Origin of the sequence: Pseudoalteromonas sp. CST2, assembly GCF_028599385.1 — a bacterium.
GTDB classification, from domain to species: Bacteria; Pseudomonadota; Gammaproteobacteria; order Enterobacterales; family Alteromonadaceae; genus Pseudoalteromonas; species Pseudoalteromonas atlantica.
On record NZ_JAQREO010000020.1, the window covers coordinates 12,470 to 38,206 of the forward strand.

Annotated in this window: 21 protein-coding genes; 8 read left to right on the plus strand and 13 right to left on the minus strand. The window is 40.6% G+C overall.

The genetic code is table 11. The annotated features are described in order from the left end of the window. Positions 1–82: 82 nt before the first annotated feature. The 10 genes from PSH41_RS18790 to rpmH form a co-directional block, all read right to left on the minus strand. Positions 83–1,009, minus strand: a complete 927-nt coding sequence (locus tag PSH41_RS18790) for a ParB/RepB/Spo0J family partition protein (protein WP_004588068.1) — start codon at positions 1,007–1,009, stop codon at positions 83–85. A 20-nt stretch (positions 1,010–1,029) separates the two neighbouring features. Further along, positions 1,030–1,815, minus strand: coding sequence for a ParA family protein (locus tag PSH41_RS18795; RefSeq protein ID WP_004588067.1), 786 nt, complete (start codon positions 1,813–1,815; stop codon positions 1,030–1,032). A gap of 14 nt (positions 1,816–1,829) precedes the next feature. Next, positions 1,830–2,450: a 16S rRNA (guanine(527)-N(7))-methyltransferase RsmG gene (rsmG, locus tag PSH41_RS18800; RefSeq protein WP_096042524.1), complete on the minus strand. Its 621-nt coding sequence runs from the start codon at positions 2,448–2,450 to the stop codon at positions 1,830–1,832. A 15-nt stretch (positions 2,451–2,465) separates the two neighbouring features. After that, positions 2,466–4,355 carry a tRNA uridine-5-carboxymethylaminomethyl(34) synthesis enzyme MnmG gene (gene mnmG, locus PSH41_RS18805; protein WP_054983815.1) on the minus strand — a complete coding sequence of 630 codons (1,890 nt, stop codon included), beginning with the start codon at positions 4,353–4,355 and terminating at the stop codon, positions 2,466–2,468. Positions 4,356–4,781: 426 nt separating this feature from the next. Further along, positions 4,782–5,231 carry an FMN-binding protein MioC gene (mioC, locus tag PSH41_RS18810; protein ID WP_273589924.1) on the minus strand — a complete coding sequence of 150 codons (450 nt, stop codon included), beginning with the start codon at positions 5,229–5,231 and terminating at the stop codon, positions 4,782–4,784. Positions 5,232–6,133: 902 nt separating this feature from the next. Further along, positions 6,134–7,498, minus strand: coding sequence for a tRNA uridine-5-carboxymethylaminomethyl(34) synthesis GTPase MnmE (gene mnmE, locus PSH41_RS18815; RefSeq protein ID WP_273589925.1), 1,365 nt, complete (start codon positions 7,496–7,498; stop codon positions 6,134–6,136). A 135-nt stretch (positions 7,499–7,633) separates the two neighbouring features. Continuing rightward, positions 7,634–9,268 carry a membrane protein insertase YidC gene (gene yidC / locus PSH41_RS18820; RefSeq protein WP_273589926.1) on the minus strand — a complete coding sequence of 545 codons (1,635 nt, stop codon included), beginning with the start codon at positions 9,266–9,268 and terminating at the stop codon, positions 7,634–7,636. A gap of 8 nt (positions 9,269–9,276) precedes the next feature. After that, positions 9,277–9,552 carry a membrane protein insertion efficiency factor YidD gene (yidD, locus tag PSH41_RS18825; protein ID WP_004588061.1) on the minus strand — a complete coding sequence of 92 codons (276 nt, stop codon included), beginning with the start codon at positions 9,550–9,552 and terminating at the stop codon, positions 9,277–9,279. A gap of 125 nt (positions 9,553–9,677) precedes the next feature. After that, positions 9,678–10,103 carry a ribonuclease P protein component gene (rnpA, locus tag PSH41_RS18830; protein WP_273589927.1) on the minus strand — a complete coding sequence of 142 codons (426 nt, stop codon included), beginning with the start codon at positions 10,101–10,103 and terminating at the stop codon, positions 9,678–9,680. Positions 10,104–10,110: 7 nt separating this feature from the next. Further along, complete coding sequence (gene rpmH, locus PSH41_RS18835; protein WP_004335215.1) at positions 10,111–10,245, minus strand: 50S ribosomal protein L34; 135 nt, start codon at positions 10,243–10,245, stop codon at positions 10,111–10,113. Positions 10,246–10,861: 616 nt separating this feature from the next. On the opposite strand from rpmH, the gene dnaA reads away from it, so the two are divergent. The 8 genes from dnaA to PSH41_RS18875 all read left to right on the plus strand — a co-directional run bounded on the left by dnaA (position 10,862) and on the right by PSH41_RS18875 (position 21,509). Then, positions 10,862–12,253: a chromosomal replication initiator protein DnaA gene (dnaA, locus tag PSH41_RS18840; protein WP_004588059.1), complete on the plus strand. Its 1,392-nt coding sequence runs from the start codon at positions 10,862–10,864 to the stop codon at positions 12,251–12,253. 13 nt (positions 12,254–12,266) lie between these two features. Further along, positions 12,267–13,370, plus strand: coding sequence for a DNA polymerase III subunit beta (gene dnaN / locus PSH41_RS18845; RefSeq protein ID WP_004588058.1), 1,104 nt, complete (start codon positions 12,267–12,269; stop codon positions 13,368–13,370). Between the two features lie 14 nt (positions 13,371–13,384). Then, complete coding sequence (recF, locus tag PSH41_RS18850) at positions 13,385–14,479, plus strand: DNA replication/repair protein RecF (protein ID WP_273589928.1); 1,095 nt, start codon at positions 13,385–13,387, stop codon at positions 14,477–14,479. A gap of 12 nt (positions 14,480–14,491) precedes the next feature. Then, on the plus strand, positions 14,492–16,918 hold the full coding sequence (gene gyrB / locus PSH41_RS18855; RefSeq protein WP_273589929.1) for a DNA topoisomerase (ATP-hydrolyzing) subunit B: 2,427 nt from the start codon (positions 14,492–14,494) through the stop codon (positions 16,916–16,918). Positions 16,919–17,058: 140 nt separating this feature from the next. Continuing rightward, entirely contained in the window at positions 17,059–17,961 is a 903-nt protein-coding gene (gene glyQ / locus PSH41_RS18860) for a glycine--tRNA ligase subunit alpha (RefSeq protein ID WP_004588055.1), read from the plus strand. 2 nt (positions 17,962–17,963) lie between these two features. Then, complete coding sequence (glyS, locus tag PSH41_RS18865) at positions 17,964–20,033, plus strand: glycine--tRNA ligase subunit beta (RefSeq protein ID WP_273589930.1); 2,070 nt, start codon at positions 17,964–17,966, stop codon at positions 20,031–20,033. A gap of 72 nt (positions 20,034–20,105) precedes the next feature. Then, the gene (locus PSH41_RS18870; RefSeq protein WP_273589931.1) at positions 20,106–20,555 is read left to right on the plus strand and encodes a hypothetical protein; all 450 of its coding nucleotides are present in this window, start codon (positions 20,106–20,108) and stop codon (positions 20,553–20,555) included. Positions 20,556–20,984: 429 nt separating this feature from the next. Then, positions 20,985–21,509 (plus strand): REP-associated tyrosine transposase, encoded by a 525-nt coding sequence (locus PSH41_RS18875; protein WP_248452300.1) that lies wholly within the window; start codon positions 20,985–20,987, stop codon positions 21,507–21,509. Between the two features lie 123 nt (positions 21,510–21,632). Here PSH41_RS18875 and tusA read toward each other — a convergent pair whose 3' ends face one another. The 3 genes from tusA to fadB form a co-directional block, all read right to left on the minus strand. Further along, positions 21,633–21,872 (minus strand): sulfurtransferase TusA, encoded by a 240-nt coding sequence (tusA, locus tag PSH41_RS18880; protein ID WP_004588051.1) that lies wholly within the window; start codon positions 21,870–21,872, stop codon positions 21,633–21,635. Between the two features lie 249 nt (positions 21,873–22,121). Further along, positions 22,122–23,291, minus strand: coding sequence for an acetyl-CoA C-acyltransferase FadA (gene fadA, locus PSH41_RS18885; protein ID WP_004588050.1), 1,170 nt, complete (start codon positions 23,289–23,291; stop codon positions 22,122–22,124). Positions 23,292–23,295: 4 nt separating this feature from the next. Further along, positions 23,296–25,455 (minus strand): fatty acid oxidation complex subunit alpha FadB, encoded by a 2,160-nt coding sequence (fadB, locus tag PSH41_RS18890; RefSeq protein ID WP_273589932.1) that lies wholly within the window; start codon positions 25,453–25,455, stop codon positions 23,296–23,298. Positions 25,456–25,737: the final 282 nt, after the last annotated feature.

A 25,737-nucleotide genomic window follows, 5' to 3' on the forward strand; every position in this document is an offset into this window, starting at 1 on the left:
TAATCCTACCAGTTTTGCAACTTGAGTAGACGCTTTGTAACACAAAATAGCTACAAATGTCTCTTATCGGACATGTAAAATTTTAATGGTCGGTATTGCTGTGATTTATACGATTTAAAATGCCATCAAGCTCATCTAAATTGGTGTAAGAAATAACCAACTTACCTTTGCCTTTCGCGTTATAATTTATTTCTACTTTAGCCCCTAAGTTGTCGGCTAATTTTTGCTCTAAACGCTTAACATCTGGGTCTTTTTCAGGCGCTTCTTTAGCAGCAACCGGCTCTAAAATTGAGCGTACTAACTTTTCAGTTTCGCGAACAGTTAGCGCTTTAGCTACGGCTAATCTTGCAGCGTCAGATTGTGCTTCACCTTCAAGTGCTAATAAACAGCGTGCGTGGCCCATTTCTATGTCGCCATGCTCTAACAGAATTTTAACATCACTATTTAAATTGTTTAATCGTAGTAAATTGGTCACGGTAGTGCGCGATTTACCCACCGCATCGGCAACTTGCTGGTGCGTTAATTCAAATTCATTCAATAATCTGTTTAAAGCGATAGCTTCTTCCATTGCGTTTAAATCTTCACGCTGAATATTTTCTATCAGCGCAATAGCAACGGCGGCTTCATCTGGCACATCTTTTACAATACAAGGTACGCTTTCAAGCTTTGCTATTTGTGCAGCACGCCAACGGCGCTCACCGGCTATTATTTCAAAGCTATTTTCTGCAACTGGGCGCACCACAATTGGCTGAATAATGCCTTGAGAGCGGATAGAGCTTGCTAACTCCTCAAGCGCTTCTTCAGACATATCTTTACGAGGCTGGTATTTTCCTGAGTGTAAAAACTCAATAGGCAGCTTTTGCAACTCATTCGCAACGGGCTGTGCTGCAGTTTGTACAGCTTCAGTCACATTTACTGTGTCTTGTTCCTTGCTTGAGCTCGGCGCTGGTTTTGATGAACTTAAAAGGGCATCGAGTCCTCGGCCTAAACCTCGTTTTTTAGCAGACATGTTATTTTTTTACCTTAAAGTTAGGCGACTACCGGCGCTGTTTTTTCTTTTCTGCGTAGCATTTCGCCCGCAAGTGCTAAGTAGGCTTTTGCGCCACTTGATGCGCGGTCGTAGTACATTGCTGGTGCACCAAAACTAGGTGCCTCGGCAAGACGCACATTACGTGGGATCACGGTGCGGTATACTTTATCGCCAAAATGTTGTTTTAATTGTTCTGATACATCATTTGCTAATCGATTGCGCGGATCGTACATAGTACGAAGAATGCCTTCAATTTGTAAGTTAGGGTTAACTAACTTTGCAAGTTGCGTAATAGTGTCCATTAATGCGGTTAACCCTTCAAGCGCATAATATTCACATTGCATAGGTACTAAAATAGAATCAGCAGCAGCCATGGCGTTTACTGTTAACATATTTAGTGAAGGCGGGCAGTCGATAAAAATAAATTCGTATTTATCTTGTATTTTTTCAAGCGCATTACGAAGGCGTACTTCGCGTGCAAACAATTCCATTAACTTTACTTCGGCTGCGGTTACATCGCCGTTGGCCGCTATCATATGATACTCACCCGAGGTTTCAGTGATTATCACCTCATCCATTGGTTTTTCTTCAATGAGTAAATCGTAAATGGTGGCGACATCGCCATATTTGTCTACACCGCTACCCATCGTAGCGTTGCCTTGGGGGTCGAGATCTATTAACAGCACTTTACGCTTCGTTGCAGCCATAGATGCAGCGAGATTAACAGCCGTTGTTGTTTTACCAACGCCGCCTTTTTGATTTGCTAATGCGATGACTTTTGCCACTATGTCTCTGATCCCTAGTCTTTAGAAAGAATAATTAAATGTCGTTGTGCATCAAGCTCAGGCACTACTAGCGAGATTTTATCTTCAAATTTTACACCCTCAGGAAGCGACTCTAGCTCTTCACTAGGAAACACACCTTTAAGCGCTATAAATTTGCCTGAGTGATCAATTAAGTGTGAACACCAATCAACCATATCTTGCAGTGAAGCAAACGCACGACTTAGTACGCCATCTAATTTAACACTTGGTTGATATTCTTCAACTCTTGACTGCACAGGGGTGACATTATTTAGCCCGAGCTCGTGTTTAACTTGCATTAAAAAGCGAACGCGTTTGCCTAAGCTATCAAGCAATACAAATTGCGTATCAGGTAGTGCAATAGCTAATACAATACCTGGTAAGCCAGGACCTGTGCCTACATCAATATAACGATGACCGGGTAAATGAGGTGCAACAACTAAGCTATCCATAATGTGCTTAATCATCATTTCTTCTGGTAAGCGTACAGACGTTAAATTATACGCTTTGTTCCATTTGTTTAGTAACTCAACGTATTTAACTAATTGCTGTTGTTGTTTTTCGGTTAGCGCAATATCAGTTTGCGCTAACAATGTTGTTAATTGTTGCTGTAACACAGTTTACCTTTACCATTACGCAGTTTTGCGTAATAAGCCTTGCTTCTTCAGATACACTAATAATAGCGAAATCGCCGCTGGGGTGATACCAGAAATACGAGAAGCTTGGCCAATTGTGTCTGGACGCGCATCTGTTAACTTAGCAACTACCTCGTTTGATAAACCCGATACCGTTGAGTAATCGAACTCTTTAGGCAAAATGGTTTCTTCATGACGAAGCTGTTTATTGATCTCATCTTGCTGGCGCGCAATGTAGCCTGCGTATTTAGTATGGATCTCAACTTGTTCAAGTGCAGCTTGGTTTGTAAACTCAGATCCAAGCCCATCAATAGCCATTAAATCGTCGTAACGAATTTCTGGACGACGAAGTAGATCCTCTAAACTTGCTTCACGAGTAAGCGGTGTTTTTAATAAGGCGTTTACTTGATCAACCACAGCATGATCTTTATGGATCCAGGTTTCTTTAATACGCTGTTTCTCTTTTTCGATCACTTCCATTTTTTCGTTAAATGCCTGCCAGCGCTCATCGTTAACTAAACCAAGTTCACGGCCTTTTTCTGTTAAGCGAATATCAGCGTTATCTTCACGCAATAATAAACGGTATTCCGCACGGCTAGTAAACATACGGTACGGTTCTTTTGTACCAAGCGTTGCTAAGTCATCTATTAGTACGCCCACATACGCTTCATCACGACGTGGAGTCCATGCATCTTTGCCTTGTACTTGTAAAGCGGCGTTCATGCCGGCTATTAAACCTTGTGCACCGGCTTCTTCGTAACCAGTAGTACCATTTATTTGGCCTGCAAAAAATAATCCGTCTATAAACTTGGTTTCTAATGACTGTTTTAAATCACGTGGGTCAAAGAAATCATATTCAATAGCATAACCAGGGCGACAAATATGTGCGTTTTCGAAACCATCTATCGATTGCACAATTTGTAACTGCACATCAAAAGGTAAGCTGGTTGAAATACCGTTAGGGTAAAGCTCGTACGATGTTAAACCTTCAGGCTCTACAAATATTTGGTGCTTGTCTTTATCAGCAAAGCGCACAATTTTATCTTCTATTGAAGGGCAGTAACGTGGTCCTATACCTTCAATTACGCCAGAGTACATAGGCGAGCGATGTAAATTGTTACGAATAACCTCATGGGTTTTTTCGTTTGTGTAGGTGATATAACACGGTATTTGCTGTGGGTGATCGCTTTGTTTACCGATAAACGAAAATACCGGTGTAGGCGCATCACCTGGTTGTTCTTGCATCTTGCTAAAATCAACTGTACGGGCATCAATACGTGGTGGAGTACCTGTTTTTAAACGGTCTACTCTAAAAGGTAACTCACGTAAACGATCAGCAAGTGCAATTGAAGGGGGATCGCCTGCACGACCACCTTTAAAATTCTCTAAACCAATATGTATTTGGCCACCTAAGAAAGTACCTACGGTTAATACAACACTAGGTGCGCTAAAACGTAATCCCATTTGGGTTACTACGCCAACAACTTTGTCGTTTTCAACGATAAGATCGTCACACGATTGTTGAAATATTTTTAGGTTTTCTTGGTTTTGTAATGTGTTTTGAATTGCAGCTTTGTACAAAGCGCGATCAGCTTGTGCTCGAGTTGCACGAACAGCAGGTCCCTTTGAAGAATTTAAGGTACGAAATTGAATACCGCCTTTATCAATAGCCTGTGCCATAGCACCGCCTAGCGCATCAATTTCTTTAACCAAATGGCCTTTGCCTATGCCACCAATTGCTGGGTTACAAGACATTTGACCAAGTGTATCCATATTATGAGTTAGCAGCAGGGTATTCATCCCCATACGTGCAGCAGCCAATGAGGCTTCAGTGCCTGCATGTCCACCACCTACTACGATAACGTCAAACTTTTCGTGAAAAATCATTAATGGGATCCTACTTAATCAAACCAGTAAACTTCAAAAGGGAGCGTATTCTACCTAGAAATTAGCAGAAGATAAATGATTAAACAGTGGGCAAGATCTAAGTCACTGATCACTTATAATATAAAGGATCTTTTAAAGAGATCTTTTAATACTATTACTACTAGTGATCGGGTTTTCTGTTGATAAGCTCTATTTATTCATTTAAAACATAAAATTAGATCAGATCTAAAGGTGTTAATATGATCGGATCATCAGGCAAATAAGCTCTGATCAAAAGGGGGGTTTATACACAGCCCAATATCGATTGGATCTTATCCCATGGATAAGCATGCTTAAAAACGCAGTTTGATCAGCGGTTATCCACAAAAGCTATTAAATTATTAGTAAATTGTGGGTAACTTTGTTTATGCATTTTAATCGATCATATTACTTTAATTGTGTTTTCTCTATCCACGAATCTAACCACTCTAGGGCGGTATCTTCGGGTAATGCCTCATCAAGAATATTTAATTCAAGCCTTGGCGCTATGCATGTTGCGCCTTTACTGGCCATTAAACTATTTATATTACGCCCAGCAAGGTTATAGGTGTCGTAGCTGGTATCGCCTAAACCAATGACTGAATATTTAATTGCAGATAAGTCACTTTGCTGATTTAGCTGCTCAATAAATGGTAAAAGATTGTCGGGGTAATCGCCTGCGCCATAGGTCGATGTGCATATAAGCCAGATTGTATTATGTTGATCAATATCAGTTAAATTAGGTTGATCATGTAGTTCAGCACTTATACCTTGGTTATTTAACTCATCACATAGTTGTTCTGCTACATATTCTGCAGATCCCATTTGACTACCAACGATTATATTTACAGAACTCATATTTAAACTGATCACACATTACTTATTTGCCCGCTATGATAACTGAGTTAGGCTTGCAGTAAAGAAAACCTTTGTAATTTTGTATAACTATTTTTGAGTTGTTTTTACTCTTTGTTGTAATTGCTTATATAAGTTATTGAATATAAATGAATTAACAAAAACTATTTAAATGTAATCTTCTGATCAAGTTGTTGATAAGGTTGGGGAAAGCTCTGCTTAACTAGTATGTTTTGTAGATCTAAATAAAGCTAACTCATTGATTTTTTATTATAAGTGAGGCCACCAGCCCACGTTTTTATATAGCTAAGCTGTTGTTGATCATAATGTGGATAGTAATCTTGTTGATAACTTAAAAAGGCGATCAAAAATAATTTTTAAAAACGATCTGATTAAGCAGATCTGCCCTAAAAAAGTGAAAATAAGTGTAATAAACCACGCTTTATTATAGATCGTGATGGTTTAAGCTTATAAATGTGCCGCTATTTTTGATTTATTAGCCATAAAGTAGGCGATTGTGGATAACCTTTTTTAACTTGTTTTATTATTTTTCAAGTTCAGCGAGGAGTTTTGCTGGTGGATCAATTAAAAACGTGGGTGTTGGCCTTAATAGTACCGGTTACTTTTGCTTATAAATTCCCAAACCGTAGTTAAAACGATCTACTTAAGGATGCTTTTTGGCGTCATATTGGTACTTTTTTAAGCTATGTAGAGCGCCAATTACGCGCTTAACGTGGTGTATTTTTATACTGTAAGAGATTAAACAGGTGAGTTGAATACGCTAAAATCAGGCGCGTTTTTATTTAATTTTAGCCCCATTTTTGCTTTTTAAATTTTTATACCGGGCATAAAAAAGGGCACTAATGTGCCCTAAAGTAAGTGTTATTTTATGCTGCTTTAGCGAGTTATTTACCAATACAGAACGAGCTAAATATTTTGCCTAGTAGGTCGTCTGAGGTAAATTCACCGGTTATTTCGTTTAAGTACTGCTGCGTTAAGCGTAGCTCTTCGGCTAATATTTCGCCGGCTACGTGCATTTCTAACTGCGTTTTACCAGTATCTAAGTGATAGGCCGCATGTTCAAGTGCATCTAAATGGCGGCGACGCGCCATAAATCCACCTTCTGTTGCGCCTTGAAAGCCAATACAAGCTTTTAAGTGGTCGCGTACAAGCTCAATACCTTGCGCATTTTTAGCGCTTAAACTAATTACTGGGTATTGTTGGTTTTCATCCATACCTACTGCATCGCCCGATAAATCGGCTTTATTTCTGATAACGGTAACCCCCATTCCTTGCGGTAACTTTGCCATAAACTCAGGCCAAATTGCGTGTGGGTCGGTGTCGGTGGTGTCGGTGCCATCAAGCATAAACAACACGCGATCAGCTTGATTTATTTCACCCCACGCGCGCTCTATTCCTATTTGTTCAACGCGGTCTGGGCTTTCACGTAGGCCTGCGGTATCGATAATATGCAGTGGCATACCATCAATATGAATGTGCTCACGTAGTACGTCGCGAGTAGTACCGGCTATTTCGGTTACTATAGCAGCTTCGCGTCCTGCTAAGGCATTAAGTAGGCTTGATTTACCTGCATTAGGGCGCCCAGCAATAACAACGCGCATACCTTCGCGCATAATACTGCCTTGCTTAGCTTGGCTCGTTACTGTATGTAATTGACTGATAATGGCATCTAAATCGCCCGACACTTTGCCATCGGATAAAAAGTCAATTTCCTCATCAGGGAAGTCAATGGCTGCCTCTACATACATACGTAAATGAATAACTTTTTCTACTAGGGTTTCAATGTGTTTAGAAAACTCACCTTGTAGCGATTGTAGTGCGCTTTTAGCTGCTTGCTCTGAGGTTGCATTAATTAAATCGCTAATAGCCTCTGCTTGGGTTAAATCAAGCTTGTCGTTCATAAAGGCGCGCTCAGAAAACTCACCAGGCTTAGCCAAGCGAACCCCCTCTATTTGGCTAATTTCTTTTATTAGCATGTCGAGTACAACAGGGCCGCCGTGACCTTGCAGTTCAAGTACGTCTTCGCCGGTAAATGAGTTTGGCCCTGCAAAATAAATAGCGATACCTTGGTCGAGTTGCTCGCCGCTTAAACTTTTAAAAGGAACGTAGTCGGCATAGCGAAGCTTAGGTACTTTACCTATTATTTTTTCGGCCACGCTTTTAGCAAGGCTGCCAGAAACCCGAATTATACCTACGCCACCACGCCCAGGAGCGGTCGCTTGTGCTGCAATTGTGTCTTGATTGATCATGCTATTTATTTGCCAACGAGAGTAACTTTAATGGCGCTATTGTAACCTATGCATTTATTGGTAGCGAATAGCTGTGGTAAAAAATAGGCAATAAAAAAGGCGACCTAAGTCGCCTTTATATGAGTAGCCGTTAAGCTAGCCTCTTACTTTTATACCTTGCTTTTCCATGCCACGGTAGATGATAAGCATCTGGACAATAGAAATAAGGTTAGACACTAACCAGTAAAGTACTAAACCAGATGGGAACCATAAGAAGAATACAGAGAAGATAACCGGCATAAAGGTCATCATTTTTTGCTGCATTGGGTCGGTAACCGTCATTGGTTGTAGTTTTTGCGTCACAAACATACTTGCACCAAATAATATTGGTAATACGTAATATGGGTCTTTTGTAGATAGGTCAGTTAGCCAAAGAATGAACTCTGCATGGCGCAGCTCTGTTGATTCTAAGAATACGTAAAATAGCGCTAAGAAAATTGGCATTTGTAGCAAAATAGGGAAACAGCCACCCATAGGGTTAACTTTTTCTTTTTTGTACATTTCCATAGTAGCTTGGCCGAACTTTTGACGGTCATCACCATATTTTTCTTTTAGGGCAGCCATTTTAGGCTGAAGGGCACGCATTTTTGCCATTGACGTGTATTGCGCTTTAGTAAGCGGGTACATTAACGATTTAACGATAATAGTGATGGCAATAATAGCAACACCCCAGTTACCTAAAATACTGTGTAGCCATTTAAGAAGTACAAATAAAGGTTGCGAAATAAACCATAACCAACCGTAATCTACAGTCAGGTCTAAATCTGGGTGAATCGCTTCAAGAATATCTGACTCTTTAGGACCCATGTAGTAAGTCGCATTAAGAGTTTGCTCGCTGCCGGCTTGTACATTTATAGGCGCTGCTTTTGTACCAATAATAGCGGCATTACTTTTAGTAATTAAGCTGTAAAGCGTGTGTGTTTCGTCTTGCTTAGGTACCCATGCACTTACAAAGTAATGCTGAATAAATGCAACGTAACCGCCTTGGGTGTTTTTATTTAGGTTTTTGTCAGCCATATCTGAAAAGCTGTATTTTTCGTACGACTCTTCATCAGTACCGTAAGCTGCACCTAAATAGTTTTGATCTACTAAGCTGCCTTTTTCTTGTACGGTACGCTTAATTTGCGTGTATAGCTGTACTTGCACTGGCGCACTTGTAGCATTATTTACTGTGTACTCAAGGCCTACATCGTATTGACCTTTTTTAAATACGTATGTTTTAGTGAAGTTAACGCCATTACTATCAACATAGGTAAGTGGTACACGTAGCTCATCACCGCTTAGCGTGTAGGCTTTTTGCGTTGCTTGGTAAGTAGGGCGACCATTCGCTGATGCGTCTGGGCCATTTAAACCAATTAAACCACTTTGTGAGAAGTATTGATTGCCATCAAACTCGCCTAGAAGCATAAATGGTGTTTCTTCACCTTTTACTTCTTCGTATTGGAGTAAGTCTGCTTCAACAATGTCACCGCCTTTGGTGTCTATTTTTACTTTGAAAACGTCAGTCGTAATGTCAATAACTGAACGTTTAGCAGCGGTAGCCGAAGCAGGTAAACCTGAATCTGACGATGACGGTATATAATCATCTGACTCTGGTGACGTTGTGTTTAGTGTTTGTGTAGTGGCACTAGGATCGGCTTTAGGTGTGTTGTAGTCATTATTCCATTCTTGAAATAATAAAAACGACACTAACATTAAACCGATTAATAAAAACGTGCGTTGCGATTCCATAACAGCTCTTATTTCTCGTGTTGGTGGTTAATACGGGTTAATTTTTCAGGAACGGGGTCTTCTCCGCCTGAATGTAAAGGATGGCATTTTAATATGCGTTTAAGTGCTAACCAACTCCCTTTTACAAATCCATGCAAATTAATTGCTTGAATAGCGTAATGAGAGCAGCTTGGATTAAAACGACAATGCGGGCCTAGTAGTGGGCTTATCCACATTTGATAACCGCGGATAAATAACACTAAACAACGCTTTGGAATAGCAACAAGTGGTTTAAGTAACCTCATGGTGTTTATACCCCTGCGTATATTTAGTGAATAGATACCATGTATTTAAAGGCTCAATTAGAGATTTTAAACGCATGATTAAAAGGTGAGCTAAAGATACCCTAATTAACCCTGCAATTCTATTGCTATCGGGTTTGTTTATTAGATTTAGCTGATTTGTTTGGGCGTTTTTTAAAAGGTGGTGGTTTAGGTGCACCAGGTTTGCAGCGTTCATTTATTTTACGCCACAGCTTTGTAAGTTGTTTGGTTATTTCTTCGTTAGACTGCTCATCAATACCACTTTTTACCATAAGCACAATATCGATATTATCGATGGTGTTTTGATTTAAACGAAAACTTTCGCGAGCGAGTCGTTTAATACGGTTTCGTTGGCATGCCTTTTTTACACGTTTTTTAGCAACAGTGAGTCCTAACCTAGGTTTATCTTGGTCATTAGGTTTAGCTAAAAGAGTAAATAAAGGAGTTGCAGCCCGAGCGGGTTCATTAAATATGCGAGAGTAATGCGAGGGAGTTAACAGACGTAACTCCCTGCCAAAGCTAAAGTCTTCCACTTATATATTAAGCAGAAAGAACTTTGCGGCCTTTAGCGCGGCGACGTGCTAATACTTTACGGCCATTTACAGTTGCCATGCGAGCACGGAAGCCGTGTGCACGTTTGCGTTTTAAAACGCTAGGTTGAAAAGTTCTTTTCATAACAATCTCATCCGATCGGTTAAAGTTAAAACATCCTATGCAGGTCGCGATCCTGGCACAGGTGCCATTGCGAGCGCGAGATATTATAGATTAAGCACTTTAAAGTCAATCATAATTGCGCTGTAAACACCGTGTTTATTACATTTTTTGTACGCTGGCTTGATATTTATGGATTAATTTTAAAGCAAAATGGTCTGCTTTTGCGCAAAAAGGCGAATTAATGGCCGAGACTGACTAAAAGAATGTGGATCGTAATAAAGTAGGGTGATCAACTAGGATCATCATAATTAAGAAGTTTTCCACAGCTGGTGTTTAAAAAGTGAATAAAAGCATGGGAAAACTCATTTAGATCGTAAAATTGGTTCGCGATCTCAGTGTGTTTTTGTTATGATCTGTCATCAGGCTTTAAAATAAAAGTCGCTATAAATCAGTCTGTTAAGATATTTATACACTGATATCAACAATTTTATAAAAATCAATCTTTTACTTGTGGATAAAGTGCCTTCATAATACCCGGTCTTGGGTCGGGTAGCTGGCCAATTGAACGCAATAAATGCATGATTTTTAATCATTATTGATGTGCGGGAATAAAAATTATACCTCTGGGAGTTTAACTGTGTATCTGTCGGTTTGGCAAAGTTGTTTATATGTATTGCAAGATGAGTTGCCTTCGCAACAATTCAGTATGTGGGTAAGACCACTACAAGCAGAAAGTACCGAAGATACCTTAACGATTTACGCACCTAATCGCTTTGTTCTTGATTGGGTAAGAGAAAAGTATTTAAACCGTATTAATGAGTTACTGGTAGAAATTTGTGGTGATGAAGCGCCCGAATTACGTTTTGATGTAGGTAGTAAACCACTACTAAATACTCAAGCGGCGGCGCCAAGTGTTGAAGCCCCTGCATCACCTAGTTCACAGGCACCTGCTAAACAGCAACCTGTAGAACAAAAAGCAGCAGTAGAGCCTGCGCCTAAATCAGGCTATAAATCTAATATAAAAGATAACTATACCTTTGACAGCTTTGTTGAGGGTAAATCTAACCAGCTAGCAAAAGCGGCTGCAACACAAGTTGCAGATAACCCTGGCTCTGCCTTTAACCCGGTATTTATTTACGGTGGCACAGGCTTAGGTAAAACTCACTTATTACATGCAGTAGGTAATGGCATTATGGCTAACAAGCCCGATGCTAAAATTGTTTACATGCATTCTGAGCGTTTTGTGCAAGACATGGTAAAAGCACTACAAAATAACGCCATTGAAGAATTTAAACGTTATTACCGTAGTGTTGATGCGCTAATGATTGATGATATTCAATTTTTTGCTAATAAAGAGCGCTCACAAGAAGAATTTTTTCATACCTTTAACGCATTATTAGAAGGTAATCAGCAAATTATTTTAACCTCTGACCGCTACCCAAAAGAAATTGAGGGCGTAGAAGACAGGCTTAAATCTCGATTCGGTTGGGGTTTAACGATTGCTATAGAGCCGCCAGAGCTTGAAACGCGTGTTGCCATTTTGATGAAAAAAGCGCAGCAGAGTAAAATTAATTTACCGCACGAAGTCGCTTTTTTTATCGCTAAAAAATTACGCTCAAACGTACGTGAATTAGAAGGCGCGCTTAACCGTGTAATAGCTAATGCTAATTTTACCGGACGCCCAATTTCTATCGACTTTGTAAAAGAAGCGCTGCGCGATTTATTGGCACTACAAGATAAGCTTGTCACTATAGACAACATACAGCGCACTGTGGCTGAGTATTACAGAATACGTGTGTCAGATCTGTTATCTAAGCGCCGTAGCCGCTCTATCGCGAGGCCGCGTCAGGTAGCTATGGCATTATCAAAAGAATTAACTAATCACAGCTTACCTGAGATTGGTGACGCATTTGGTGGACGTGACCACACCACGGTATTACATGCGTGTAGAAAGGTTAAATCACTTCGTGATGAAAGCCACGAAATAAAAGAAGATTATCAAAATTTAATAAGAACGTTGTCATCTTAGGGCTGACTTTATTATGCAAATAACCATTTCAAGAGAACAATTTTTAAAGCCATTAGTGCAAGTATCGGGTGCGATTGAACGTAAACATACGTTACCTATATTATCTAATGTATTGTTAGTGGTAGAAAACGGGCAACTTTCAATGACAGGCACAGACCTTGAAATTGAACTAGTTGCAGGTGTTTTTGTTGGTGATGATATTGCCGATACAAAGTTAACGCTACCTGCTAAAAAATTACTCGATATTTGTAAAAGCCTGCCTGATGGTTCTGAGCTTACATTGAGCTTACAAGAGCACCAACTGCTTTTAACCAGTGGTAAAAGCCGCTTTTCACTTACAACGCTTGCCGCGGAAGACTTTCCTAATTTAGAGCAGTGGGATGGCGAGGTTGAGTTTCAGCTAACGCGTTTAGAGTTACGTAAATTACTTGAAAGCACGCATTTTTCAATGGCTAACCAAGACGTTCGTTATTACTTAAATGGCATGTCGTTTGAAGTAGATAATACCGACATAAAAACAGTGGCCACCGATGGCCACCGTTTGGCAATAGCGCAAAAAGAATTAGGCCAATCGTTAAATACGCAGCGCCAATTAATAATACCGCGCAAAGGTGTGCAAGAAATTATGCGCCTTATGGTTGCCGATGAAGAATTAGTTACTATTCAATTTGGCGCTAACCATATTCGTATTATCGATGTGGAATTTACTTTTACAAGTAAGTTAGTGGATGGCCGCTTCCCTGATTATCGCCGCGTATTACCTCGTGGTGGAGATAAAGTAATTACCGCTAACCGTGAATGGTTACGTAATGCGTTTCAACGTGTGTCTATTTTATCTAACGAAAAATTTAGAGGTGTGCGTTTAAACCTTGCCAATGGCTTACTTAAAATTACGGCTAATAACCCTGAGCAAGAAGAGGCTGAGGAAATAGTAGAAGTAATGTATGAGGGTGATGAGCTAGAAATTGGTTTTAATGTATCGTATGTATTAGATGTACTAAATACATTAAAAACAGAAGATGTACTATTTACATTAGCAGATTCAAACAGCAGTGCACTTATTGAAGGTGCGGGCGATGAAGAAGCAATGTACGTGGTTATGCCTATGCGATTATAAGATACCCATTATAAATGAGTTTAAGTCACTTGAGCCTCAAGTATTTTCGTAATATTGAGGCACTGACGCTAGAACCAGTCAACGGCGTTAATATAATTTATGGTGAAAACGGCAGCGGAAAAACCAGCCTTTTAGAGGCTATTTATTACCTTTCTCACGGCAAATCTTTTCGAACACCTAAACATAAAAGTATTATTCAACATCAGCAAGATCAGTTTGTAATACACGGCCGCAAAGCGCTACACGACTTGTCTATTCCTATTGGGATTAGTAAAACCCAAAGTGGTGAAACTAATTTAAAAATACAAGGCAAAGCCAGTAGAAAAATCTCTGAACTTGCACAGTTAATGCCTGTGCAAATTATTACACCCGAAAGCTATTCATTGTTTTTTGGTGGTCCAAAAGAGCGACGTAAGTTTTTAGATTTGGGTTTGTTCCACGTGGAACATGAGTTTTTTTACTTATGGCAGTCGTTTAATAAAGTGCTTAAACAACGCAATGCATTATTAAAAAGTAAGCCAAAGAATTATTTTGACCAAATTAGGTTTTGGGACAAAGAATTTGTTAGACTGGCAGAACAAATAAATAAATTAAGAATGGCGTATATAAGTAGGTTTAAGCAGCAGTTTTTTGATAAAATGTGTGCAGAATTAACGCTTATACGCGATTTAGAAATCAACTTTAATGCAGGTTGGAAAGGCAGTGAGTCTTTAAGTGATGCATTAGAGCAAAACTTTGAGCGAGACGCTCGCCAAGGTTTTACAAGTAAAGGCCCTCATAAGGCCGATTTTAGTTTTAGTGTCGCTGGCAACACCGTAGAGAATACGTTTTCACGCGGTCAATTGAAGTTATTGCTTTATGCGTTAAAAGTAACGCAAAATAGTTTAATTGAGTCAGAGACAGATAAGCAATCTATATTGCTAATAGATGATCTACCTTCAGAGTTAGGCGAGGATACAAAAGAGAAAGTGGGGCAATTATTGGCTCATTGCAGTTCTCAAATTTTTATTTCTTCAATTTTGTCTGAAAGTATTTCTGCTGTGGTGGAACCCATGCAACGAGAACTACAAATGTTCCACGTGAAACATGGCAACCTAATAACAAGATAAGTGGGATTAACCATGTCTGAGAATTATGATTCGTCGAGTATTAAAGTACTTAAAGGATTAGACGCAGTAAGAAAGCGTCCTGGAATGTATATAGGGGACACCGATGATGGCACAGGCTTACACCACATGGTGTTTGAGGTCGTTGATAACTCTATCGATGAAGCCTTAGCAGGTCATTGTGATGATATTTATGTAACGATTCACTTAGACGGTTCAGTCTCTGTAAGAGATAACGGTCGTGGTATCCCAACTTCTATCCATGAAGAAGAAGGTGTGTCTGCTGCCGAGGTTATCATGACGGTACTTCATGCTGGTGGTAAGTTTGATGATAACTCTTATAAAGTATCAGGTGGCTTACACGGTGTTGGTGTATCGGTAGTAAATGCATTATCAGAAAAACTAACTCTTACTATTCGTCGTGAAGGCAAATTGCACGAGCAAACTTACAGCATGGGCGTACCTAACGCTCCATTAGCTGTTATTGGCGATGCTGACACTACGGGTACTGAACTGCGTTTTTGGCCAAGTGCAGAAACATTTACAAACCTTGATTTTCATTACGATATTTTAGCCAAGCGTTTACGTGAGCTCTCGTTTTTGAACTCTGGTGTAAGCATCATCTTATCTGATGAACGCGAAGAAAATAAAACCGACCACTTTAAATATGATGGCGGTATTCAAGCGTTTGTTGAATACTTAAACCGCAATAAAACACCAGTACATAAAGGTGTATTCCACTTTACTCACGAGCGTGAAGAAGATGGTATTAGCGTTGAAGTTTCAATGCAGTGGAACGATGGCTTCCAAGAAAACATTTACTGTTTTACTAATAACATTCCACAACGTGATGGTGGTACTCACTTAGCCGGTTTTAGATCTGCGCTAACACGTACACTTAATAACTACATGGAAAAAGAAGGCTTTAACAAAAAAGCTAAAACAACCAGTAATGCAACGGGCGATGATGCGCGTGAAGGCTTAACAGCGGTTGTAAGTGTTAAAGTACCTGATCCTAAGTTCTCATCACAAACTAAAGACAAGCTAGTATCAAGCGAAGTTAAATCTGCGGTTGAGCAAGCAATGGCTGAAAAGTTTTCTGATTTCTTATTAGAAAACCCAATGGATGCCAAAATTGTTGTTGGTAAAATTATTGATGCAGCACGAGCACGTGAAGCGGCGCGTAAAGCCCGTGAAATGACTCGTCGTAAAGGCGCTATGGATTTAGCAGGTTTACCTGGTAAATTAGCAGACTGCCAAGAAAAAGACCCATCATTATCTGAACTATACATAGTGGAGGGTGACTCAGCTGGCGGTTCAGCCAAGCAGGGTCGTAATCGTAAAAACCAAGCAATTTTACCACTTAAAGGTAAAATCTTGAACGTAGAGAAAGCACGCTTTGATAAGATGCTTTCTTCACAAGAAGTAGCAACGCTAATAACAGCCCTAGGTTGTGGTATTGGCCGTGATGAATATGACCCAGAAAAACTACGTTACCACAGCATCATTATCATGACCGATGCGGACGTGGATGGTTCTCACATTCGTACATTGCTACTAACGTTCTTCTATCGCCAAATGCCAGAAATTGTTGAGCGTGGTTATATTTACATTGCACAACCGCCACTTTATAAAGTGAAAAAAGGTAAGCAAGAGCGTTACATTAAAGACGATCCTGCACTTGTTGAGTACCTAACATCACTTGCACTAAATAATGCAGCGCTTTACACAAGCGAAGATGCAAGTGCAATTGAAGGTGAAGCGCTTGAGCAAATAGTACAAGATTACCAAAACACAGTTAAAGTCATTGAGCGCTTAAAGCGTAAATACCCTAACACGGTAATGGAACGTTTGATTTACCAAAGCGAGTTAAAAGTAGAAGACTTATCTAACGAAGCTAAAGTAATTGAGTGGACTAAAGAGCTTGTTGATGACTTAGTTGAACGTGATGAAGATGCGACAATTTTCCATGCGGGTACTGAGCATGATGCAGAGCGCAACTTGTACTTCCCGGTTGTGAATATTCGTCAGCACGGTGTGGATAAAGCACACGTATTACATTACGACTTTATTGCATCACGTGACTACCAACGCATTGCTGTGACTGGCACGAAGATCGCAAACATCTTAAAAGAAGGCGCATATGTTCAACGTGGTGAGAAAACAAAACCTGTTGATAACTTTGTGGATGCTTTAGAATGGTTGATCGCAGAATCTAAGCGCGGGATCTATATTCAGCGCTATAAAGGATTAGGCGAAATGAACCCTAGCCAACTGTGGGAAACCACAATGGATCCTTCAGCTCGTCGTATGTTACAAGTAACAATTGAAGATGCTGTAGCGGCAGATCAATTGTTTGCAACATTAATGGGCGATCAAGTTGAGCCTCGTCGTGAGTTTATAGAAACCAACGCACTTCGCGTAGTTAACTTAGACGTGTAAAAAATTATACTTACATCTTAAAAGGAGCCTAATGGCTCCTTTTTTATTTTAACAACCGCACAAACTGCTTAAAACCTGCGTGTGCACAAGGTATACTGAGGGTAATTTTCACGCTACTTTCAGATAGTAAAAAGCCAAATATGCAAAAATATGACGTTAAAACCTTTCAAGGTTTGATCCTGGCTTTACAGGATTATTGGGCGCAGCAAGGCTGCGTCATTATTCAACCACTTGATATGGAAGTGGGCGCAGGGACATTTCACCCGCAAACATTCTTAAAATCTATTGGCCCTGAGCCAATGTCGAGCGCATACGTACAACCGTGTCGCCGTCCTACCGATGGCCGCTACGGCGAAAACCCAAACCGCTTACAACATTACTACCAATTTCAGGTAGTTTTAAAGCCATCACCAGATAACATTCAAGAGCTTTACCTAGGCTCATTAGAAGCAATGGGTATTGATACCCTAACGCACGAAGTACGCTTTGTAGAAGATAACTGGGAATCGCCAACACTAGGCGCTTGGGGCTTAGGTTGGGAGATTTGGCTAAACGGTATGGAAGTAACGCAGTTTACTTACTTTCAGCAAGTAGGGGGCTTAGAGTGCTCTCCTGTAACCGGTGAAATTACTTACGGCCTAGAGCGTTTAGCAATGTACATTCAAGGCGTAGACAGTATTTACGACCTAGTATGGGCAGACGGTCCATTAGGGCGTGTAACTTACGGCGATGTATTCCATCAAAATGAAGTAGAACAATCTACTTACAACTTTGAACACGCAAACGTAGATGATTTATTTGCCCAGTTTGATAAGTGTGAGGCTGAGAGCCAAAAGCTAATTGAAGCAAATTTACCACTGCCTGCTTACGAGCAAGTAATGAAAGCATCGCACGCGTTTAACTTACTCGATGCGCGCCATGCAATCTCAGTAACCGAACGTCAGCGTTATATTTTACGCGTTCGAGCGTTATCAAAAGCGTGTGCACAAAGTTATTACGATGCACGTGAAGCGCTTGGTTTCCCGCTGTGTAAGGATAAGTAAGCATGTCAGCACAAAATTTATTAGTAGAAATTGGCACCGAAGAGCTGCCACCAAAAGCACTGCGCAAATTAGCAGAAGCCTTTGCCGCAAACTTAACTGCAGAGCTTGAAACACTAGAGCTTGAGCATGAAGGCGTAAGCTGGTATGCATCACCTCGTCGTTTAGGTTTACAAGTAAAAGCGCTTGAAGCAAAGCAGCAAGATAAAGAAGTAGAAAAGCGTGGCCCTGCAACTAAAGCAGCGTTCGATAGCGAAGGTAACCCAACTAAAGCAGCAATGGGTTGGGCACGTGGTTGTGGTATTGACGTAAGTGAAGCACAAACTCTTGAGACCGATAAAGGCGCTTGGCTTTTACATATTGCTAAAGTAGCAGGACAAGAAACCAAAACGCTGATGAGCGATGCCATTGCAAAGTCGTTAGCAAAGCTGCCAATACCTAAGCCAATGCGTTGGGGCGCGAATAAAACACAATTTATTCGCCCAGTTCATACCGTAACTATTTTATTTGGTGATGAACTTATTGAAGGCGAAATTTTAGGTAAGCAAGTAACTAATCAGTTACAAGGCCACCGTTTTCATCATCCAGAAAAAATCACCATTAACCATGCAGATGACGTGTTCGACGTATTAAAATCAGCCTACGTTATTGCTGATTACGAACAACGTAAAGCGCAAATCCGTGCACAAATAGAAGAAGCGGCAAGCGCAGTGAATGCGGTTGTTGCAATGGATGAAGACTTATTAGAAGAAGTTACTTCACTAGTAGAGTGGCCAGTAACGTTAACGGCAACATTTGAAGAAGCATTTTTAGATGTACCTGCCGAAGCGCTAATTTACACCATGAAGGACGATCAAAAATACTTCCCGCTATTAGATCAAAACGGCAAACTTTTAAATAAGTTTTTGTTTGTATCTAACATCGAAAGTAAAGACCCAAGTGTGGTTATATCTGGTAACGAAAAAGTAGTGCGCCCACGTTTAGCTGATGCGCAGTTCTTCTTTGAAACAGATAAAAAGAAAACCCTAGAAAGCCGCCTAGAATCACTTGATACTGTTTTATTCCAAAAGCAGTTAGGTACGCTTAAAGATAAATCTGTACGTATTAGCGAACTTGCCGGCTACATTGCAGAGCAACTAGGCGCCGACAAAGACCTTGCAAAACGTGCTGGCCTATTAAGTAAAACAGACTTAATGACCGAAATGGTAATGGAATTTACCGACGTGCAAGGTGTAATGGGTATGCACTATGCACGCTTTGATGGCGAAGCAGAAGATGTAGCTATTGCACAAAACGAGCAATACATGCCGCGTTTTGCGGGTGACAATTTACCTACAAACCTAATCAGCTGTGCAGTAGCAATTGCAGATAAGTTTGATACGCTGGTGGGTATTTTTGGTATAGGCCAAGCACCAAAAGGTGACAAAGACCCATTTGCACTTCGTCGTGCTGCCATTGGTGCACTGCGTATCATGGTAGAAAAAGAGCTACCGCTTGATATTTTAGACCTAGTAGCAAAAGCACAAACACTGTTTGGCGAAAAGCTTACTAACCTAAATGTATCAACCGACGTATTTGACTTTATGCTAGGGCGCTTCCGCGCATGGTATCAAGACGAAGGCATTGAAGTAGATGTTATTCAAGCAGTACTGGCACGTCGTCCTACTAAACCTACTGACTTTGACCGTCGTGTTAAAGCAGTAAGCCACTTCCGTACGTTAGACGCCGCAGAAGCGCTTGCAGCAGCGAATAAGCGTGTAGGTAACATACTAGCTAAAAATAACATTACCACCGAAGGTGATGTTGATGAGAGCCTATTAAGCGATGACGCTGAAAAAGTATTAGCATCACAAGTAGCAAAATTTGCAACTGAGCTTGCACCACTTTACGCCGATGGAAACTACCAAGAGGCATTAAGCCAATTGGCGGGTATTCGCCAAAGTGTTGATAACTTTTTTGACAACGTCATGGTTATGGCCGACGATGAAGCTGTAAAGCAAAATCGCCTCGCACTATTAAGCCAGTTAAGCCGCTTATTTTTAGATATTGCAGATATATCTGTACTACAAAAATAACACCGCTTAAGCCAATAAAAAGCCAGCGTATTGCTGGCTTTTTAGTTTTAACAGAACGAAGGATACCCATTAATGATACCAATGAAACGAATTCTAACGCTTGCCATAGCCGGCTTACTCACAGCGTGTACTAGCCAAGTGTCTATTAACGACGTACTGCCACAGCAAGAGCTGGATAAAACAATTTACCTAAGGGGCGATTTTACTCTTTGGGATGCAGAGCCTCAGTACCAGTTTATGCCTGTGGGCGGCGCGCTTTACCAAGCAGAAGTTAAATTTAGCACCCCAGGTAAAGTGTACGAATTTAAAATAGCCGATGCCGACTTTAGTGAAGGCTATAACTGCGGCTATAGCGACTCACAACCTGCAGGGCAAAAACTAACGCTCGGCCAACCCGTACTTGCAGACTGCAATACTATTTATAACTACTTCAGTTACTCGCCTGCAATAAAAGGTACATACATAGTAAGTATTGATTACAGTGACTACGATAAGCCGAAAGTGACGATTAATAAGAAATAGCTGTTAGCTGGGAGCTGTCAGCTTTTAGCTGCCCGAGTGGGTTTATAGATTTATGACAAGGATGTTGTAGGTAGAGTGAAACGAAGCCCAACATGTGCGGCGAATAAAACTGTTCTGCTGGTTATCAAATACGTTGGGTTTCGTAAAACTCAACCCAACGTACATCAATAATAATTTTTATTGATTGCTATAAATATACAATCAAATTAATGAGCTTAGTTAGTCTAATTACAGTCGTAAACCAAAAGCGCGATAATGGATAAGTAGATTTTAAGTAGGCTGGGTAGAGTGAAACGAAACCCAACATATGCGGCGAATAAAACTGTGCTGGTGGTTATCAAATACGTTGAGTTACGTAAACTTGTCTTGATTATAATTAACAAAACTAATCTATACTCTTATTTATCTGTTTATTTTATGGATAAAAATATGCGTTATAAACGTATGTTAGAGGCGGGCGCATGTTATTTTTTTACGGTAAATTTAGAAGATAGATCTCAGCCTTTGCTTGTGGAAAATATAGAGTTATTACGCCGTGTATATTCAAAGGTGGCAAAAAAGCATCCAATAAAGACGATTGCAATTGTTATCATGCCCGATCACCTTCATGCTATTTGGCAATTACCTAAAGGTGATAGTAATTACGCAATGCGTTGGCGACTTATAAAATCAGGTTTTTCTCGAGAGCTGCCAGCAACAGAGTTTTGTAATAAAAGTCGAATAGCGAAAGGAGAGCGCGGGATTTGGCAGCGTCGCTATTGGGAACATAAAATTAGAGATGAAGAAGACTTAAATAATCATATTAATTATATTCACTACAACCCGGTGAAACATAACCATGTTATTAAAGTGAGTGATTGGCCATTTTCAAGCTTTCATCAATACGTTAAAAAATCAAAACTAAGCCAAGATTGGGAGTGCAATAATGATTCAACCACTTTGTATGATGAATAAAATTTCGGTGTTATAAAACAAGTTGGGTTTCGTAAACTCTACCCAACCTACATCTGGTTTAAGTTCTTAACGATGCGTTAAATATTCAAAAATAACCTAACTTACTAAACCAACTTTCAAATCTTAAAGCCCTTTCTTCACCACATACCTATACGGTGCTTCATCGGCGTCTGTAGCCACCAGCGTGTGATCCATAAACGTACAAAAACTTGGAATATCGCGAGTGGTTGATGGGTCATCCGCGGTAATTAATAACGTTTCACCGTCGTTCATCTTACGAATTGCAGCGCGTAACATCATTACAGGTTCTGGGCAGCGTAGGCCCATGGCGTCTAATTGGTGATCGGGATTATCAAAGCTCATAAAAAGTTACCTGTAAAAATAGTCGCGGCTTGGTTTGGTCGGGTAGTTTAGCGCAATTAATCTGTTTGGTTAACTGTTTTGCATATAACGGGTAAGCGTAATACAGTAAAAAATAATCTGGTTTAAATTTAATACACCCGATCACATTATTCATATCAGCAATAAGCTGGTGGCATAAAAAAAGGCGAACTAACTTGCGCTAGTTCGCCTTTTTAATCACCAAGATGGTTTACATGTTTAAGCTAATAATTAGTCTTGAACACGTTCAAATACAGTCGCGATGCCTTGGCCTAAACCAATACACATAGTTGCTAGACCATATTTTGCATTTTTGTCTTCCATTAAGTGTATAAGCGAGGTGCTAATACGCGAACCTGAACAACCTAGTGGGTGGCCAAGTGCGATTGCGCCGCCGTTTAAATTCACTTTTTCATCAACCACGTCTGCTAAACCTAAGTCTTTAAGTACAGGCAGTGATTGTGCTGCAAATGCTTCGTTAAGCTCTGCTACGTCAATGTCATCAATAGTAATACCAGCTTGTGCAAGTGCTTTTTTACTTGCTGGTACTGGGCCGTAACCCATGATTGATGGATCGCAACCGGCAACAGCCATTGCTTTAACGCGTGCACGAATTGGTAAGCCAAGCTCTTTTGCTTTCTCTTCGCTCATTACTAACATGGCTGATGCGCCATCAGAAAGTGCAGAAGATGTACCCGCAGTAACCGAGCCAGAGGCAGGGTTAAATACTGGGCGAAGCTGAGATAAACCTTCAACCGTTGTTTCAGGGCGAATTACTTCATCATCTTCAACTAAAATTAAAGAACCATCAGCTGCGTGACCTTCCATTGCTAAAATTTCGCGGCGGAAACGCCCTTCAACTGTTGCAGCATGTGCACGTTGATGTGAGCGGTATGCAAATTCGTCTTGCTGCTGGCGGCTAATTCCGTGAATAGTAGCAAGGTATTCTGCAGTTAAACCCATAGAGCCAGATGCTTGTGCAATTGAAGTTGCTAAGCCTGGGTGAAAGTCGTTACCGTGAGTCATAGGAACGTGACCCATGTGCTCAACACCACCAATTAGGTAAGTGTCGCCAGCGCCTGTCATAATTGCGCGAGCTGCGTCATGCAATGCTTGCATAGACGAGCCACATAAACGGTTAACGGTTGTAGCTGGTACTGAGTGTGGAATACCTGCAAGCAGTGATGCGTTACGTGCAACGTTAAAGCCTTGCTCTAATGTTTGCTGTACACAGCCCCAATAAATATCGTCAATTGATGCAGGGTCAACTGCTGGGTTGCGCTCTAATAACCCTTTCATAAGGTGAGCACTTAAATCTTCCGCACGCTTGTTTTTAAATACGCCGCCTTTTGAGCGACCCATTGGTGTGCGGATACAATCTACAATTACTGGATTATTCATGATATTAACCTTCCACCTTATAGAAAACACGACCTTCTTCGGCCCATTTGCGAGTTTGCTCTGATACTTGGTAAATCGCACCTAGGTGAGCATATTTGTCTGCTGCTGCAACAAAGTTAGCTAAACCTGTTTGATCTAAGTAACGGAACGCGCCGCCTCTAAATGGAGGGAAACCAACGCCGTATACAAGGGCCATATCAGCTTCTTGAGGAGAAGCAACAATGCCTTCTTGTAAACAAAGTAGTACTTCGTTGATCATTGGGATCATACAACGGTCGATAATTTCTTGTTTATCAAATTCTTTCGGTGCATCAGTAATTGGCGCTAGTAGCTCAACTGCTGTTGCATCGCTTGATTTTTTAAGACGACCACGACGGTCTGTTTCGTACTTGTAAAAACCTGCTTTGTTCTTTTGACCAAAACGTTTTTCGTTAGCAAAAACGGTCACCGGATCTTTTTCTGCGCGTGCCATACGCTCAGGGAATCCGTCAGCCATTACGCCAGTACAGTGATACGCCGTATCAATACCTACAACATCAAGCAGGTAAGCCGGGCCCATTGGCCAGCCAAATACGTTTTCCATTACTTTATCTACTTTTGCAAAGTTAGCGCCTTCAACAACTAATTTGCTAAAGCCTGCAAAGTAAGGGAATAAAACACGGTTTACAAAAAAGCCTGGGCAATCGTTTACAACAATTGGAGACTTGCCAAGTTTAAGAGCGTAATCAACAACTGCATTAATTGTTTTATCGGAGGTTTTTGCACCACGGATAATTTCTACTAATGGCATTTTTGGCACTGGGTTGAAAAAGTGCATACCACAGAAGTTTTCTGGCTTATCGAGTGCTTCTGCAAGTAAGTCTATACAAATAGTCGATGTGTTTGATGTAAGTACCGTGCCTTCAGGCATGTTCTTTTCAAGGTCAGCTAATACGGCTTGCTTAACTTTAGGATTTTCTACAACCGCTTCAACAATAATGTTGGCGTTTTGTAGGTCGGCATCGTTAAGCGTTGGTTTAATTTTGCTAAGCGTTGCCAGCATTTTTTCCATTGGCATGTGGCCGCGTTTAACTTTTGCACCCAGTAGTTTAGATGCTTCGCCCATACCTAAATCAAGCGCATCCTGTTGGATGTCTTTCATTATGATTGGTGTGCCTTTATAAGCTGACTGGTATGCAATACCGCCGCCCATAATACCTGCGCCTAATACAGCCGCTTGTTTAATTTCTACATCGCTGTGCTTAGCAAGCTTACGTGCTTTACCTTTAATAAACTGGTCATTTAAGAAAATACCGGTTTGTGCAGCTGCTTCGTTAGTGCGCGCAAGTTTTGCAAAGTTAGCATTTTCGATTGCCATTGCTTCATCGCGAGTACAGTTGGCCGCTGCTTTAATAGTGCGAACTGCCATAATCGGAGCAGGATAGTGGCCTTTGGTTTTACCCATTACCATACCTTCTGCCATCGCAAAGCTCATGCCTTGCTCAACACGGTTTAATTTAAGTGGCTGAAGTTTAACATCGCGTTTTGCCTGCCAATCTAGCTTGCCGGCAATTGCTAATTCAAGTGTTGCTAGGCTTGACTCTAAAAGTTTGTCAGCACTAACTACCGCATCAAACGCACCTACTTTTAGGGCGTCAGCAGCACGGTTTTCTTTGCCTGAGGTGATCCAAAGCATGGCGTTATCTGCGCCAATAATGCGTGGTAAGCGCACTGTGCCACCAAAACCAGGCATTATACCTAGTTTAACTTCTGGTAAGCCCACTTTAGCGGCTTCGCTTGCAACGCGATAATCGGTAGCAAGTGCCCACTCACAGCCGCCGCCAAGTGCCAAGCCATTTATAGCGCTAAGAGTTGGGAATGGTAAGTCTTCGATTGCGTCAAAAACGTCGGTTGCGTTTTTGATCCACGTTACTAATTCTTCTTCTGGTTTAGTAAATGTTGGTAAAAATTCGAAGATATCTGCACCAATAATAAAGTGATCTTTATCACTGGTAAAAATCATGCCTTTGATATCAGAATTAGACGCTAATTCTTTTAATGCTGCTGCACAATCTGAAAGAGTTTGCTGAGATAGTGTGTTTACAGAACCTGCAACACAAAACTTAAACTCGGCGATGTTTTCCTTTAGGAAGCTAACTTCAAAGGAATCGCTTTTATATAACATTATTATTCTCCCTAGTTGACGAACTAAGACTGGTACGATGAGTTTGCATTTCGACCAGTGTGCTTGCTTTAAAATTAAAATGCAACGAAAAATTTAACTCGGTTACAAACGGTTGGTTAAAATATAGCTGGTTTGGTGCTAAGGTGTACTGGAATGTGCAAAAGGTACTCATTAATTATTATGAGTGCGTAAATTAAATGTTGTTCATACTTTATTAAAGGCACTCTCATTATTGTTTTAGTGTCTCAAACTGGAAATTATTAACCCTGACAGGTCGTTAAA